A 15816-nucleotide genomic window follows, 5' to 3' on the forward strand; every position below is an offset into this window, starting at 1 on the left:
CAAAACGTGCATAGTATTGGTCGTCCCTGTCACGGTGTTAGCTTTAAAATAGAGTAATTCGCATGGAATCATTAGAGCTGGCCTTGTTATTTGTATTGTTACTACTGCCAGTAGTTGATGTGTTGCTGGAAAGATTTAAATCTAAGAGCAAGAGTGTCGAATACATAAAGATTTCCGTTGTTCTCTGGTCTATCACTATTTTCTTAATATATTCATTCTATGAAGGGGCGTTGAGCGTTAATAATCCGAATTTTCTCCCTAAATCAATCTGGAAAATCTACGCTTCGCTGTTGCTATTCACTACCCTTATTTTGTATCTGATATATGTAGTCGCGACTATTTATAACAGCGAGAAAGTTCGACAACAGGTGATGGGACAGTTTCAGAGTGCTGGCGATTCCGTGCTGGGCTTATTGCCAGAAACACGAAAAGAATTTTTGCTGTTTACTTTGCTTCTTTCTGTTACGGCGGGTATATGCGAAGAGCTAATCTTCCGTTGGTATTTGTACAGCTTTCTTGAGGGGCAAGTGCATTGGTTGATTGCCGTTTTTATGAGTAGTCTGCTTTTTGGACTGTGGCATCTATACCTTGGTTGGGGGTATGTTGTTAAAACTTCCGTTATGGGCGCTATTTTATGTGGTGTATATTTATACTTTGAGAGTATATTGATTGCGATTATTGCTCATATATTAATGGATGTATATTCTGGTGCAATTGCGTACTACGCAAGAAATGGGTCGATATATGTGCCAAATAATAGAAGCTGACAAGATAGCAGATACCCAAGGCAATCAGGCGAGGTGTCTAATACCAATTTCCCCATATCGAAAAAGTAGGGCGCCTGTTGCTAGAGGCCTATTGGAGAGCACATGAAAAAAACAGTTTCTCTTTTCTTGGTTTTCATCGCGGCTGTGGTCTCGGTTTTCGTGGTTCAATTTTTAATCACGAAGCTGTGGGGCTTTGCAGGAGTTAGCTGGGGTCCAGGTAACCTCCCGGTTACACCAGCTCAGAAAATTGCAATGTTAAGTACAACCTTCCTCGCAGGCCTGCTCGCCCCGATTGTTGCAATCGCTATTTGCCGCAAAATTCCATGGGGAATTATCTGCGCAATTTGTGTGTTTGGTATGGGTATTGATATTTTTGCCGCTTTGGCGCCGCTGGCCAGTTTACCAACTTGGTTTAAAGTTGCTTTTGTCGTGTCAGTGCCACTACAGGTAATTGCCGGCACTATGATAGGGTCTGGTTTCCTGCTTGAAAATAAAGCGGAAGCCGAGCTTACCTGAGTGGTTGTGAAGGGTGCACCGGTCTTCCCTATAGAGTTTTAATACTTCCGCTTTTCACTGGGGATCTATGATTCCCTCATTTCAGCCAGCATCAGTTCTCGGATGACGGGAACGGGTGCATTACCGTAACTCAGAAATTTTTCGTGAAACTGTTTGAGATCAAATTGATCCCCGAGCTTCTCCTTTATCTCATCCCTTAGTGCCATAATATCCATGTAGCCTGCAAAGTAGCTGGTAAGCTGAACCTGACTCAGTGTTGCTCGACGCCATTTTCCCATTGCTTCGGTTTTCTGCTGGAAGGCCTGCTTCATCATCAGGTCCATGGCCTGCTGTTCGGTGATGCCTTTGACCTGAATCGAATAGTCGAGGAGGGTGTTTACCACGGTTCGCAGATTCCACTTGTAGTACATCATCCACAACTCTGGTGAGAAATCACCGTAGCCCGCCTCCAGCATCATACGTTCGGTGTATACCGCCCACCCTTCGATCATGGCGCCATTGCCGAGGATATTCTTGATCAAACTGGGGGACTGGTTGGCGTAAATAAGCTGAGTGTAGTGTCCCGGTATTGCCTCGTGGATATTCAGTATCTGCATCAGGTAGGTGTTGTATTCGCGCAGGAAGCTCTCTGCACGGTCGTCCGGTAGCTCGTTTACTGGCATTACGTTGTAGTATGTATTCGCATCCTTATCGTAGGGACCTGGTGCATTGATCGAGGCGACCGCGAAGCCGCGCATATAGGGAGGGGTGGTGCGGACCACGAGCGGCTTTTCCGGGTCCAGTGTCAGCAGGTCTTTTTCATTGACAAATGCGACGAGCTCGGGGATTTGCTCCTCTACCGCGGCTTTAAAGTTTTCCTTGGTGGCGTGGTGTTGCGAGAGCTTTTCCAGTACCTTGGCAATTTTTTCCAGGATGTCGTCGGGGCGTTTTTCACCGGCAAAGTATTTCGGCCACAGTTCGTCAGCGAGATCATCCATTTTTAGGTGCAAGCGGTCTTTTTCCCGCAGCGCAAGTTGGTAGAGTTCCGCCCCGGTCATGCTTATCTGGATGTCATAGCGAAATTTTTCTTCGTACAGCTTTTCGCCAATTCGGAAGTCATGGAAGCTGTCGACCTTTTCCATCGTGGCGTGGAGGGTCTGCAGCTGGGTCACATACTCTTTAATCGCTGTACGCGTAGCGCTGAGGCGAGTCTGGAACATTTCCTTTTCCTGTTCGGAAAGTCCGCTTTCTGCCACTTTTTTCTCAAGGTCTTCACCGAATACAGACAGTGCGCCTTCGTTTTGCTGAATGCCCAGTATCAGTTGCGGCGACGCCGGATTATGCAGTGACTTTTCCGCTGCGGCATAGTATGCCGGCACCAACTGCATTCGATTACTGAAGGCCCGCAGGCGGTCATCCAGGGGGGCGTAGTCTGTGTTGAGTATCAGGGCGAATCCGTGAGAAACGTTATAGTTGGCGGGATTCCATTCGTGAGACTTGAATACCGTCAGATCCCATATCGTTTTGTCGAGAAAGTTGTTGATCAGCGCCAGGTCAGTACGCGCATTTTCGCTCAAGTTCTTGTCTTTAAATCGGGAGAACTGGTTGCGGTAGTTACGCGCGAAGCTAAGTACTTTCTGGCGATAGTTTTTATCCGGGGCCTCCAGTCGCTCGGCTACCTTGTAGTAACCATTGTTGATGGCCCAGGAGGGGAACAGGTGCCACATACGCTCGATCATCTGATTGCTCAGGTGCTGGAACTCCAGTTCGTCAGTCGAGAGTTTATGCTGATCCCTGTTCCCGGACTTGCTTTGGATCTGGTTACTGCTGGCAGTCACGTCGCCTGTGGATCGCCCGTTGGCGTTGCCGTCGTCGGTGGCCGGGGGCGCAGGTTGTGCGCTTTTGTCCCCACATCCGGCCAGGGCGGCGGTCACAAGTATGGCTGTCATCAGGCGTTTCATAAGCAGTCTCGAATTTTTCACGGAATCTGCTCAAAAACTAGCACAGTCAACTTATAGTTATCCGTTGATGCGACATTTATTTTGTGTGATGTAGGTCGCCTTGTTTCACATTGAGGCGACGGCTAAAGTGGCAAAACACGAATTTGTGGCCGAGTGCCGCGAATCGATTCTAACAATTTTGTATTTTTGTCTTAGGAGTCTGGTATGACAGAACTCGCAGCACAGGCATGTGAGGCCTGCAGGGCGGATGCGCCATTGGTTTCAGATGAGGAACTGGCCGAGCTGATGCGGGAGATCCCCGATTGGACCCCGCTGGCCCGGGATGGCGTGATGCAGCTTGAACGAGTGTTCAAGTTCCGCAACTTCAAGCAGGCGCTGGCGTTTACCAACCGTGTCGGCGAAATTGCCGAGGAAGTGGGTCATCACCCCGCGCTGCTGACCGAGTGGGGCAAGGTAACCGTGACCTGGTGGAGCCATGAGGCCGGTGGCCTGCACAAGAATGATTTCATTATGGCTGCGCGTACTGACAAGCAGCTCGACGCGGAGTAAGCGTCGAAGCAGTTAGGGCCATCTTCGCTCAACATTGCTTCGCAGTTTGTCTGGCCCCGGCGGCATTCGCTGCTGTGGGCCGAACACGCCGCCAGATCCGTAAGATGTACAAAGAGTAAGTTAAGAAGGATCACAATGCTGAAGATGAAAGCCACCTGCGAACGCTGCAGTGCAAAGCTCGGCCTTTCTGCCCAGGCCTTTATCTGTTCCTATGAGTGCACTTTCTGTCCCGAATGTACGGAAGAGTTGAAGCACGAGTGTCCCAACTGCCAGGGGAGCCTGGTTCTGCGCCCGGTTCGTCGCACTTCTCCGACAGAAGTCGCCAAGGGCGGTTTCAAGGCCAAGCTGGAAACGATTCTTCCATAGCCTCTTTCCTGCCCGATCTTCCCCCACTGGTGCGACGTATGTGGCATTTGCCAGCAGCAGGCATCAGGCCGCCTTCTGTGCCCACAGCAAAAACTCCCTGTTGCCGTCGCCGCCGGTGATGGGGCTTTCCATATAGCTACGCACTTCGAGATCCAGTTCCTCGCACAGCGCGTAAATCTTTTCCTGGACCCCCTGGTAAAGGGCCGGGTCACGTACCAGCCCGCCTTTACCCAGGCCCTCGGGGCCAACTTCAAACTGGGGTTTGACCAGGCTCAGCAGGTGGCCGCCGGCTTTCATCAGTGCTGGCAGCTGCGGCAGTATCAGTGTCTGGGAAATAAACGAGACATCCATTACCACCGCATCGAAGCCGTGATCTGCATAGGGGGCAATCTGCTCGGCGGTGAGGTGGCGTGCGTTGAGGCCCTCAAACAAATACATACGGGGATTTTCACGCAGGGATTCTGCCAGCTGGTCGTGTCCCACATCCACGCCGACCACAAGTTCGGCCCCTCGCTGTAGCAGGCAGTCGCTGAAGCCACCGGTGGAGCAGCCGACGTCCAGTGCATGCCATCCGGCCGGGTTGAGGCCGGTATGGTCGAGAATACCCGCCAGCTTGAGGCCGGCACGGGACACGTACTGGTCCTCGGGCAGCGGTTCGACCTGGATTTGGGTGTCCTCACTCAGCGTCTGGCTGGCCTTGGTGGCCGGGCGCCAGCTGTGTCCGTCTGACAGGAGTACTCGACCGGCATCAATCAGTTTGCGGGCGTGGGTTCTGGAACTGGCAAGCTGTTGCTGAACGAGAAGGAGGTCGAGACGGATCATGCGCTGCACTCACTATATTATGGGGAGCACCGGGATTGGAGGAAGATTCGGCTGCCATGCTAACCTCTGCCCCTCAAACGGAAAAGTCTCAGATAGAATCCACAATCATTCCGGAACCGAATAACAGGAGTTGGCGTTAGATGGCAAAAAATGTGCTGAGTAAATTCAGGGTGCGCAAGGGCAAGGTCTTTGAGGCCCCGTTGGAGAACGCATTCGGCCGTCTCGTCACGCCATTTGAAGAGTTTATCCATCGCCAGAGCAGCAGTGGCCTGCTGTTGATGGCGTGTGCGGTCATTGCGCTGGTGATCGCGAACTCTCCGTGGCAAGAATGGTACAAGCATATCCTCCACCTGCCGGTCAGTTACAACTTCGGTGAGTGGTCCCTGTCGATGAGCTTCCATCACTGGATCAACGACGGCCTGATGGCCATCTTCTTCCTGTTGGTGGGGCTGGAATTGAAGCGGGAGTTCCTCGTCGGCGAGCTCTCGGAATTGAAACACGCGGTATTGCCGGTCATGGCCGCTATCGGTGGTATGGTCGTGCCGGCGCTTATTTTTTACCTGATGAATGGCGGTACACCGTCAGAGCGTGGCTGGGGTATTCCGATGGCCACGGATATTGCGTTTGCGGTGGGCTGTATCGCCATCCTCGGCAATCGAGTACCGCGCGCGGTGGTGACATTCCTGGTGGCTCTGGCCATTGTGGACGACCTGGGCGCGATCCTGGTGATCGCCGTCTGGTATACGGAGAGCGTGAACACCACAGCGCTGATGGCGGCCTGTGCGCTGGTCGCTGTGATGTGGCTGCTGAAGTTCGCCGGTGTACGTCGTTCGGCCGGGTATATCTTCGTCGGGATACTGCTGTGGTATGCGCTCTATGTGACCGGGGTACACGCGACCCTGGCCGGGGTGATCACCGCAATGGCCATTCCCGCGCGGCCCAAGTATGACCCGGTGGCGTTCAGTACCTTTGTGAAAGACATCATCCGCAGCTTTGACCGCTGTTTCCGTCCTGGCGACAAGATTATTGCCAACGACGCCTTGCGTGCGCGGGTGACGGCACTGGATAACGGTATCCATCTGGTGCAATCGCCGCTGCAGCGTATGGAGACACGTTTGCACACCCCTGTGGCATTTATCGTGGTGCCCATTTTTGCCCTCGCCAATGCGGGGATCCCGATCGATAGCTTCACCAGTGCGTCTGCGGTGCTGAATCCGCTGACACTGGGTGTCATCTGTGGCCTCGTATTCGGCAAGCTGATCGGGATTGCCGGCGCGACCTGGATCGGCTGGAAGCTCGGATTGGGTGAGCTGCCCAAATCGGCAACTTTCCACCACATTGTGGGCGTGGCGTTGCTGGGGGGGATCGGCTTCACCATGTCGATCTTTATTGCCGAGCTGGCATTTGCCGGGGAAAACGAGATGTTGATCCAGGCGAAGGCGGGTGTGCTGTTGGCTTCGGTGATCGCGGGAGTGGCAGGGTTCCTGATTCTGCGGAGGGCGCCGATCGAGGAGTCGACCCAGAGCGACGAGGCAGGGCACCTGGATTCCCCCACAACCGATATCAGGCCGGGTCACAGCGAGACAAAAGACAAGGATGAGGGGGAGCAGCGCAAGTTGCCCTGAGTTCCTGTGAAAACGCCGGCCTGAATACTGCGCTGATCAGGCCGGCAGGGCGAGCCAGGCAATCGTTAGCAGGGATGCCCATGCAACCACCGCGCAAGCCAGCTGCCAGCTGCGCGGGGTATTTTTCAGTATGCCCGAACCGAACACCACACCCATACACAATCCCACCAATATCAGGCTGGTCTGCCCGGTACTCGGCGCCTGGCCATTTTTGTACAGCAAAACCGGCCAGAATGTGAGCAGCAGGCTGGTCAGCAGCGAGGTGACGAAGGTGGTGATTCTGAGCGCTTTCATAGAGTTGCCTGCAACGCAGTCCCGTTTGATGTAACGGTCGGCAGCGGCTCGCGGGGGTTACTCTTCAAATTCGGTCTCGTTTCTGTCCATGTTCTCGGTGACTTCCAGCCACAGCGCATTGACCACGCCAAACAGGCAGGCCAGCAGCACGCCGAGAATCCATGTGAAGTACCACATACCTGTATCTCCTGAGTCAGTAGCTACTGTGGGAGTTTTCTTCGATATATTCCCTGGTCACCCGGCCGTACATTTTGCGGTAGCACCACAGGGTGTAGAGCAGAATGATCGGCACGAAAATGACTGCGGCAGCAAACATTAGCCCGAGGGTCAACTCGCTGGAGGTCGCGTCCCAGAGCGTGAGGCTCATATTTGGATCTCGGGACGAGGGCATCACGAACGGAAACAGGGCGATGCCTGCGGTGAGAATCACGCTGGTTACCGTCAGGGAGCTTGTCAGGAACACGAGCGCACTTTCCGCACGTGCGAATAGCCAGGTGGCGGCGGCCATCAATATTCCCAGCAGCGGAATCACCCACAGTAGTGGGTGCGCGCTGTAGTTCGCCTGCCAGCCGTCGTTGCCGTATGCCACGGTTTTCGCCAGCGGATTGAGTTTGTCCCCGAGGGGCTTGATGTCCACGATGTGCATGCCATCGATTCCCACCAGTAACCAGATCCCCGCCAGCACAAACAATCCGATGACGGCGAGGGCAGAGAGCTGGGTGGCCTGCTGCGCGCGCGCGTGCAGCAGGCCGCGGGTTTTCAATTGCAGCCAGGCGCCGCCATGCATAGCGAGCATGGCAACGGAAAGCAGCCCGCAGATCAGGGCGAAGGGGTGCAGCAGCATCCAGAACGACCCGTGATAGCTGGGGCGCAGCAGGTCGTCCAGTTCAAACGGCAGCCCCAGCATCAGATTGCCGAAGGCCACGCCGAAGATCAGTGGTGGTACGACACCGCCAATAGTCAGTCCCCAGTCCCACAGGTTGCGCCAGCGCGGGTCGTCGATTTTGGAGCGGTAATCAAACCCTACGGGCCGGAAGAACAGGGCGCACAGGGTGATCATCAGTGCGGCGTAGAGTCCGGAAAAAGCGGCGGCATAGACCATGGGCCAGGCGGCAAAGATGGCGCCGCCTGCGGTAACGAACCATACCTGGTTGCCCTCCCAGTGGGGGCCCACGGTATTGATCATGATGCGCCGATCCATATCGGTTTTCCCGATCACCCGCAGCAGCATCCCCACACCCATATCGAAACCGTCGGTGAGCGCAAAGCCAATCAGAAGCACACCGATCAGTGCCCACCAGATCAGTTTCAGCGTTTCGTAATCCATAGCGCGTCTCCTTTCCGGTTCAGGCCTGGGCCTGCGGCTTGTTTGCCGGCAGCTCAAAGTGGTATTTGCCGGTCCCCAGGCTGGAGGGGCCGAGGCGGGTAAAGCGCAGCATCAGGTATACCTCGGCCACGGCCAGCGCGGTGTAGAAGGCGATGATGGCGGTCAGGCTGCCGAGCACTTCGCCGCGGGTAATGGAGGAGGCGGACATATAGGTGGGAAGTACTTCGGCGATGGACCAGGGCTGGCGGCCGTATTCGGCAACAATCCAGCCACACTCGGCGGCTATCCACGGCAACGGCAGGGACCACAGGCAGGCATAGAGCACGGCGCGGTTACCGGCGCTGCGATGGCGGGCGGACTGGATAAACGCCGCGATAAACACGAACAGCATGATAAACCCGGCCCCAACCATCACCCGGAAAGTCCAGAACAGGGGGGCTACGCGGGGAATGGAGTGTTCTGCCGCCTGTTTGATCTGTTCTTCGGTCGCGTCGGTGATGTTTTCTGTATAGCGCTTCAGCAACAGGCCATAGCCGAGGTCGTATTGCAGGTCGGCAAAGGCATTGCGAGTTTCCTGGCTGGTGTCCCCGGAGCGCAGCTTTTGTAGCAATTCGTAGGCCTGGATACCCCGGCGGATGCGCTGTTCATTCTCCGGGATGATTTGGTCAAAGCCCGTCACTTTTTCGTCTAGGGAGCGGGTGGCAATCAGTCCTAGCGCCCAGGGGATCTGGATCTGGAAATCGTTTTTCTTTTCCTCCTGATTCGGGAATGCAATCAGGGTAAAAGAGGCCGGTGGCTCCTGGGTTTCCCACTCGGCCTCGATAGCTGCCAGCTTGACCTTCTGTATGTCGCCGACGGTATAGCCGCTTTCATCCCCGAGCACGATCACTGAGAGAATCGAGGCCAGGCCAAAGCTGGACGCGATGGCGAAAGAGCGCCGCGCGAAGGGAATATCCCTTTTCCGTAACAAGTAGTAGGACGACACACTGAGCACAAACATGGCACCGGTGACGTAACCTGCGGCCACCGTGTGCACGAACTTGACCTGTGCCACCGGGTTGAACAGCACATCGCTGAAGCTGGCGAGTTCCATGCGCATGGTTTCGAAATTGAATTCCGCGCCGATCGGATACTGCATCCAGCCATTGGCAATCAGGATCCACAACGCCGACAAGTTGGAGCCGATGGCCACCAGCCAGGTGCAGGTCAGGTGTTGCACCTTGGTCAGCCTGTCCCAGCCAAAAAAGAACAGGCCGATAAACGTCGACTCTAGAAAAAACGCCATCAAACCTTCGATGGCCAGGGGCACGCCAAAAATATCACCCACGTAGTGGGAGTAGTAGCTCCAGTTGGTTCCGAACTGGAACTCCATTGTCAGGCCGGTGGTGACTCCCAGGGCGAAGTTGATCCCGAACAGTTTGCCCCAGAACTTGGTCATATCCTTGTAAATGGCCTTGCCCGTCAGAACATAGCAGGACTCCATAATCGCGAGAATAAACGACAGGCCAAGCGTTAGCGGCACGAACAGAAAGTGGTACAGGGCTGTCAGTGCGAACTGCAAGCGGGACAGGTCCACTACGGTTTCATCGATCACTTAACGCTCCTTGTCCTGGTGACCTGATTCGGCGGAGTGCGAGACTGGCACAGATTTTTTATCGTCGGGTTCAATGTCGGCCCTGGCTTCAGGGAAAAAGCGAGCCGGATCGGGCACTGTATGCTCCGGGGACGGAGAGAAAAAATAGATTTTGATCAGGGTGATCAGAATTAGCTTGATGACCAGAACCGCGCCGAGTTCGATCAACAGGCGACGGTCGGAAAGCGTCATGGTGTTCCCGTCTGGTTTGCCACAAATAAGGCGCCGCGCGGCTCAATATTAGCAGCGGTACCCGAAAGTGGCGGGTGAGGATGGCTTTTTGGCGCAGAAAGCCGGGAACTGGCGCGCCTGACCTTGAATGGCTGTGTGACGCGGTGCTTAGGTCCGCGGGATGCCGGCTATAGCGATAGACGTTTGGTCCGTATTTACGCGGGTAGTAGGCTGCATACGAGCAGTAGCAAGCCGAAGTTGCTGAGCAGGATCAGTGCGAGATTCTGGGGACGGTACTCCATGGGTGCCTCTGTATTTCTTGATTTTTGTTGATTATTGGCAGGTCGAAATAAAGGTCTTGCCGGCTATGGTATTACCAATTATGGCGGTTGAAAACCCCGTAGTAGTTCACTGTCGCTGTGTTAGTATCAGTTTCTTCGGGAAACTGGTAAGTCCAAACCGGTCGAGTTTTTCGAGTTGGTGTACCGGCTGATCGCTGCCGGGGCAGGCATCCTATTTCAAAAGCAATAAAGAGAAGGACGCGGGTAGGAGTGAATATGATGCAACCGATTCATCACCATCGCGCTGGTAATCCCCTGCACTGGAAAAAGGCATTTTGCTGGTTTGCGCTGCCGGTCGTTACGCTGACACTGATTTTGCTGCTGGTGCCATCTTCCGCACGCTCGTCCGCCAGTTTCCCGGTGGATGATTCATTCAATGTTCACGCCGCGTTTGAAAAGGCCCGTAAGGACTATCCCCAGATCAGTATTGCCAGCGTGGCACCCAATGCGTCCACGGTGGTACAGAGGGATCTGGTCTATCGTCAGCTGGGCGAACGCGCCCTGCGTCTGGATATTTTCCGTTCCGAGTCTGCCGGGGCGGGCGAGCGGCGTCCGGCGGTTTTACTGGTGCACGGCGGTGGCTGGCGCTCGGGCAATCGAACGTTACAGGAACCCATGGCGATCTATCTCGCGAACCGCGGTTTCGTGACGGCCACGGTGGAGTACAGGCTTTCTCTGGAGGCCCATTACCCGGCGGGAGTACGGGATGTCAAAGCCGCGCTGGGGTGGCTGCGCAACCATGCCGACGAATACAGCATAGACCCGCAGCGCATTGCTATTTTAGGAGCCTCCTCCGGCGCCCAGATGGCGACTCTGGTGGGGGTGACCCCGGGGTTGGCTGCATTTGAAACTGTCGGGTCTCGCGGCCAGGACGGGATCCAGGCGATCGTCAACCTGGATGGTATCGTGAGCTTCACTACGCCAATGGCGCTGAAACATGAAAATGCGCCACACAAAAACCCCTCCGCGGCGGGCGCCTGGTTTGGCGGGCGCTACCAAGACGTGCCTGCGTTGTGGCGACAGGCCTCGCCACTGGAATATGCCGGTGCGGGTTCGCCCCCCACGCTATTTATTAACAGCAGCCGGCCGCGTTTCCATGCCGGACGCGATGCCTATATAGAAAAACTTTCCTCCGCCGGCATCCCCACCGAGGTGATGACCCACGACGATTCTCCGCATCCATACTGGCTGTTTGAACCCTGGTTCACCCCCTCCGCGGAAAAGGTGGCGGCTTTCTTGCAGCGGACCCTGAAATAGCCGCAAATAACTGTCGCAACCGGTCGATTTTGCTGGATATACTCGCGCGAATCGCTGCTGGTCTCACGGGGCCAGTGCGTGAATCTTCTCTCTCGTGATCGCGTGGAGTCCGTGGCCAATGCAACAGTCCGAACAGTTTATCGATCTTCTCAAATTACTCGTTCGCAGCCCCAGTGTGGTGGGTGCCGAGCACTCGTTTTTCCGGGTGCTGCAACGGGAGCTGGAGGAGCGTGGGGCACAGGTTACCTGGTATGAAGGGTTGCTGGTTGCCCAGGGGCAGCGTCCCCACAGTGCCAAGTTCTCTGCACACATTGATCGGCATGGTCTGATTTGCACGGGGCCCAACGAGTTCCAGTACGCTGCCTTTGTTTCCGGTCGCCGCTCGGACCTGCTGGGTAACTCCGTATCGGAAAAGCTGATGACGAAAATTGTCGATCGGTTTCAGGGGGTCCCCGTCACTGCCTATGAGCCCTGGTCGGGTTCCTATTTTGGTTCCGGTGAAATCCGGCGGGCCTATGTGTGCAGTTACCGCAATAACCTGATTTTTGAGGTGGCCGGTCTGGAGCACGTCGTTGCCGGCACCCCGGTCGCGTTCACCGATCGGCTGAAGCTCAGCGGAGGTATCCTGAGCGCGCAGCTGGACAATGTGCTGACCGCGGCACACCTGGTGCACCTGTACAGCCTTGGATTTCAGGGCACCGCGTTTTTCACTGCGCAAGAAGAGTCCGGCAGTAGCTGGCGCTATCTGCTGGAATGGTTCCGCCGCTTCAATGGCGGCACCGAACGGTTGATTGTGGTGGATACCAGCCCTTATCCCGACCGCACCAGTGCCGACGCCCAGCAGGTGGTGTTGCGACGTCGGGATGCCAACGCGGAATTCCACCGGGGTACTACCGAGCGTCTCGCGGCATTGTGTGATTCGAAGGGGATTTCCTACGGCTACAAGGACGCATATATCGCGGCGCAGAACCAGCAGGCGCAAGCGGAAGGCCAGGAGCCCCAGTCCCTCGGCAGTACCGAGCTGGGGCGGATTGTCGCCGCATCTTCGGGCTTTGTGCAGGGCACCACGCTGCAGATTCCCACGACGGGTTACCACACCATGGAAGAATCCGCCTCGCTGGCTGCGAACAGTGCGTTCAGTGAGCTGCTGGTTGCCCTCGCCAGCGAGAGTTGAGTTGTGTCTCAGAACTCGTCGGAGACCTGATAGCGATTACAGCGGTTGTTGCAGTAGGGGCGGTCCGAGCGCAATTTGCCAGACTCCGGGTGGACGGTGAGCTGGCGTTTCTTCTGCCCGTGGTATGCGACCACATTCCAGTAGCCATTGCGGAAATACATATTGGAAAAGGAGTGGAACCCCAGTCGCTGCAGGCGCAGCCTAACCGCGCCGGCGCTGAGAGCGATTTCCGACGGGGTGCCGCCATCCAGGTCCGGACCGTAAAGATGGGGCGGGATCTGACCGGACGATGGTCCCGAGAATTGGAAATCGTTGGCACTGAACGGCCCCGGCTGCTGGGCGTGCGCGCCCGCTGCCACTAGCAGGAACAATGTTGCTGCTGCGGTCAGTTTTACACGGTGTGCGGATGCGGCAAACTGCATGGCTTTCCCCAAATTGCCTTTATCAGAGGATTGATACGGTGGGGGGTTGCCATCTCCAAGGGATTTCTGGTCCTGTCGGAGCGCTTGCGATGGGAATAAAGGGAGATGCGGTGAATGGAGTCATGGCTGCGGTGGCCCCGGCGCCACGGAATCGCCGGTCACCCGTGAACTGCTAGAATGGCGCGCTATTTATCATTATAAGTGAGAAATGGCGCCAATCATGACTCTGCATTCCCTTTTTCGTCGCGTCGGCGTAGTTCTGTTCGGTTTCGCCGGCAGCACTGCAGTCCTCGCCGCTGACCCGCTCAATGTTACCGGCGACAAGTTCCGCCAGCTGGAAGAGCTCCTGCCCACCCCGAATACCTACCGCGCTGCCTCCGGTGCGCCGGGTCATGCCTACTGGCAGCAGCAGGCGGATTACGACATCAAGGTCTCCCTGGATGATGACAAGCAGCGCATCACTGCGTCTGAAACCATCACCTACAAGAACAACTCGCCGGATACCCTGCGCTACCTGTGGCTGCAGCTGGACCAGAACCGCTTCAAACCCAACTCCTCGGGCAACCTGGCGGCGCCGGTAGATGTTGAATCCATCGCTCCTGACACGATTCCATTCGGCAGCTTCCGCCGCGAAGTGGTTTCCGCGGAATTCGACGGTGGCTACCAGATCACCAAGGTTGCCGATGCCCGGGGCCGCGACCTGCGCCACACCATTGTGGATACCGGCATGCGCATCGACCTGCCGCAGCCGCTGAAGTCCGGTGAGAGCGTGAGCTTCCGCGTGGACTGGGAGTACAACATCATCGAGCAGAAGGCGCTGGGTGGCCGTTCCGGTTACGAGTTCTTCGAGCGCGATGGCAACTACCTGTACGAGATCGCCCAGTGGTTCCCGCGTATGGCGGCCTATAACGACGTGAGTGGCTGGCAGAACAAGCAGTTCCTCGGTCGCGGTGAGTTCGCACTCGAATTTGGCGATTACCGTGTGGCCATTGAAGTGCCGGCGGATCATATCGTGGCTTCCACCGGTGTGCTGCAGAATCCTGCCGACGTACTCACCCGCGAGCAGCGCAAGCGTCTGGACAAAGCGCGCACCGCGAAGAAGCCGGTGATGATCGTGACCAAGGAAGAGGCGCTGGAAAACGAGAAGGACCGCGCGCGCGGCCGCAAGACCTGGGTGTTTAAAGCGGAAAATGTGCGTGACTTCGCCTGGGCTTCGTCGCGCAAGTTCCTGTGGGATGCGCAGGGCTACAAGAAAGGCGGCACCGATACCCTGGCTATGTCTTTCTATCCGGAAGAGGGCACCCCGCTGTGGGACAAGTACTCGACCGAGGCGATCATCCACACCATGGATGTCTACAACCGCTACAGCTTTGATTACCCGTACCCCACTTCCATTTCCGTGAATGGACCGGTGGGTGGTATGGAATACCCGATGATCACCTTCAATGGTCCGCGTCCGGAAATTGATGAAGAGGATCGCAGCAAGCGCACCTATTCCCGCCGCACCAAGTACGGTCTGATCTCGGTGATCATCCACGAGGTCGGCCACAACTATTACCCGATGATCATCAATTCCGACGAGCGTCAGTGGACCTGGATGGACGAAGGCCTGAACACTTACGTGCAGTTCCTGGCGGAACAGGAGTGGGAAGAGAAGTACCCGTCCCGTCGCGGCGATGCGCGCAAGATTGTCGAGTACATGAAGAGCGAGAACCAGGTTCCGATCATGACCAACTCGGAATCCATTCTGCAGTTCGGCAACAACGCCTATGGCAAGCCGGCCACGGCGCTGAATATCCTGCGTGAATCCGTTATGGGCCGCGAGTTGTTTGACTTTGCATTCCGCGAGTACGCCCAGCGCTGGAAGTTCAAGCGCCCGATGCCGGCAGATTTCTTCCGCACCATGGAAGATGCTTCCGGTATGGATCTGGACTGGTTCTGGCGCGGTTGGTTCTACACCACCGACCATGTGGATATCAGCCTGGATGCGGTGAAGCACTACACCGTGGGTACCAAGAATCCGGATATCGAAGGCCCGTGGAAGCGCGAGCAGTTTGAGCAGGAGCCGGAGACGGTAACCGTACAGAAAAACCGCACACAGCGTATGACCCGAATTGTGGATGGCAAGCCGGAGTTGTCCGACTTCTACAACGAGCATGATGAGTTCGATGTATCCAATGCGGATCGCAACAGCTACCAGGGCATGCTTGAAGGTCTTGAGGACTGGGAGAAGAATTTGCTGAAGGTGGAGAGCAATGTATACGTGCTCAATTTCAGCAATATCGGTGGTCTGGTGATGCCGCTGTTCCTGCAGCTGGATTACGAGGACGGTTCCAGTGAGGAGCTGCGTATTCCGGCGGAAATCTGGACGCGGAATGCGCAGAAAACTTCCAAGATGCTGGTGCGTGGCAAGGACAAGATCCTGAAGTCTGTCACTCTGGATCCGCACTGGGAGACAGCGGATACCGATGTAGAGAACAACTACTACCCGCGTCGTATCATCAAGTCGCGTCTGGAGCTGTTCAAGGATGAGAAGTCCCGCAACCTGATGAAGGATTGGGACGAGGAGCTCAAAGAAGACTGATAGCCCTTTTAGCGCATCGCCATTCGAT

16 protein-coding genes are annotated in these 15816 nt (G+C 55.9%); 8 read left to right on the forward strand and 8 right to left on the reverse strand.

Annotated features, from left to right (window positions below):
• Positions 1-62: 62 nt before the first annotated feature.
• A complete protein-coding gene (locus B4U49_RS08090) occupies positions 63-767 on the forward strand; it encodes a CPBP family intramembrane glutamic endopeptidase (protein WP_078084072.1) in 705 nt (234 codons plus the stop codon).
• Positions 768-869: 102 nt separating this feature from the next.
• Positions 870-1283, forward strand: a complete 414-nt coding sequence (locus tag B4U49_RS08095; RefSeq protein ID WP_078084073.1) for a hypothetical protein — start codon at positions 870-872, stop codon at positions 1281-1283.
• 65 nt (positions 1284-1348) lie between these two features.
• Here the strand turns inward: B4U49_RS08095 and B4U49_RS08100 are convergent, their stop codons facing one another.
• Positions 1349-3211, reverse strand: coding sequence for a DUF885 domain-containing protein (locus B4U49_RS08100; RefSeq protein ID WP_239692517.1), 1863 nt, complete (start codon positions 3209-3211; stop codon positions 1349-1351).
• 216 nt (positions 3212-3427) lie between these two features.
• On the opposite strand from B4U49_RS08100, the gene B4U49_RS08105 reads away from it, so the two are divergent.
• Together B4U49_RS08105 and B4U49_RS08110 are read left to right on the forward strand one after the other, a co-directional pair.
• Positions 3428-3772, forward strand: a complete 345-nt coding sequence (locus B4U49_RS08105; RefSeq protein WP_078084075.1) for a 4a-hydroxytetrahydrobiopterin dehydratase — start codon at positions 3428-3430, stop codon at positions 3770-3772.
• A 135-nt stretch (positions 3773-3907) separates the two neighbouring features.
• A complete protein-coding gene (locus B4U49_RS08110; RefSeq protein ID WP_078084076.1) occupies positions 3908-4138 on the forward strand; it encodes a DUF1272 domain-containing protein in 231 nt (76 codons plus the stop codon).
• Positions 4139-4201: 63 nt separating this feature from the next.
• Here the strand turns inward: B4U49_RS08110 and B4U49_RS08115 are convergent, their stop codons facing one another.
• A complete protein-coding gene (locus B4U49_RS08115) occupies positions 4202-4960 on the reverse strand; it encodes a TlyA family RNA methyltransferase (protein ID WP_078084077.1) in 759 nt (252 codons plus the stop codon).
• Positions 4961-5100: 140 nt separating this feature from the next.
• Between B4U49_RS08115 and nhaA the strand changes: the two genes are divergently transcribed.
• Positions 5101-6585 (forward strand): Na+/H+ antiporter NhaA, encoded by a 1485-nt coding sequence (gene nhaA / locus B4U49_RS08120; protein WP_078084078.1) that lies wholly within the window; start codon positions 5101-5103, stop codon positions 6583-6585.
• Positions 6586-6621: 36 nt separating this feature from the next.
• Here the strand turns inward: nhaA and B4U49_RS08125 are convergent, their stop codons facing one another.
• Genes B4U49_RS08125 through cydP form a run of 5 tightly spaced genes read right to left on the reverse strand, consistent with a single transcriptional unit; the run spans position 6622 to position 10031 of the window.
• A complete protein-coding gene (locus tag B4U49_RS08125) occupies positions 6622-6879 on the reverse strand; it encodes a hypothetical protein (RefSeq protein WP_078084079.1) in 258 nt (85 codons plus the stop codon).
• 57 nt (positions 6880-6936) lie between these two features.
• Positions 6937-7056, reverse strand: a complete 120-nt coding sequence (cydX, locus tag B4U49_RS08130; RefSeq protein ID WP_078084080.1) for a cytochrome bd-I oxidase subunit CydX — start codon at positions 7054-7056, stop codon at positions 6937-6939.
• Positions 7057-7072: 16 nt separating this feature from the next.
• Complete coding sequence (gene cydB, locus B4U49_RS08135) at positions 7073-8206, reverse strand: cytochrome d ubiquinol oxidase subunit II (protein ID WP_078084081.1); 1134 nt, start codon at positions 8204-8206, stop codon at positions 7073-7075.
• Between the two features lie 19 nt (positions 8207-8225).
• Positions 8226-9800 (reverse strand): cytochrome ubiquinol oxidase subunit I, encoded by a 1575-nt coding sequence (locus B4U49_RS08140; protein WP_078084082.1) that lies wholly within the window; start codon positions 9798-9800, stop codon positions 8226-8228.
• Entirely contained in the window at positions 9801-10031 is a 231-nt protein-coding gene (gene cydP / locus B4U49_RS08145) for a cytochrome oxidase putative small subunit CydP (RefSeq protein WP_078084083.1), read from the reverse strand.
• Positions 10032-10567: 536 nt separating this feature from the next.
• On the opposite strand from cydP, the gene B4U49_RS08150 reads away from it, so the two are divergent.
• Both B4U49_RS08150 and B4U49_RS08155 read left to right on the forward strand, forming a co-directional pair.
• Positions 10568-11608 (forward strand): alpha/beta hydrolase, encoded by a 1041-nt coding sequence (locus B4U49_RS08150; protein WP_078084084.1) that lies wholly within the window; start codon positions 10568-10570, stop codon positions 11606-11608.
• Between the two features lie 118 nt (positions 11609-11726).
• Positions 11727-12782, forward strand: a complete 1056-nt coding sequence (locus tag B4U49_RS08155; RefSeq protein WP_078084085.1) for a peptidase M42 — start codon at positions 11727-11729, stop codon at positions 12780-12782.
• Positions 12783-12790: 8 nt separating this feature from the next.
• Here B4U49_RS08155 and B4U49_RS08160 read toward each other — a convergent pair whose 3' ends face one another.
• Positions 12791-13204: a hypothetical protein gene (locus B4U49_RS08160; protein WP_078084086.1), complete on the reverse strand. Its 414-nt coding sequence runs from the start codon at positions 13202-13204 to the stop codon at positions 12791-12793.
• A gap of 220 nt (positions 13205-13424) precedes the next feature.
• Between B4U49_RS08160 and B4U49_RS08165 the strand changes: the two genes are divergently transcribed.
• Positions 13425-15788, forward strand: a complete 2364-nt coding sequence (locus B4U49_RS08165) for a M1 family metallopeptidase (protein ID WP_078084087.1) — start codon at positions 13425-13427, stop codon at positions 15786-15788.
• The last annotated feature ends 28 nt before the right edge of the window (positions 15789-15816 follow it).

Origin of the sequence: Microbulbifer mangrovi, from assembly GCF_002009015.1 — a bacterium.
Lineage (GTDB): Bacteria > Pseudomonadota > Gammaproteobacteria > Pseudomonadales > Cellvibrionaceae > Microbulbifer > Microbulbifer mangrovi.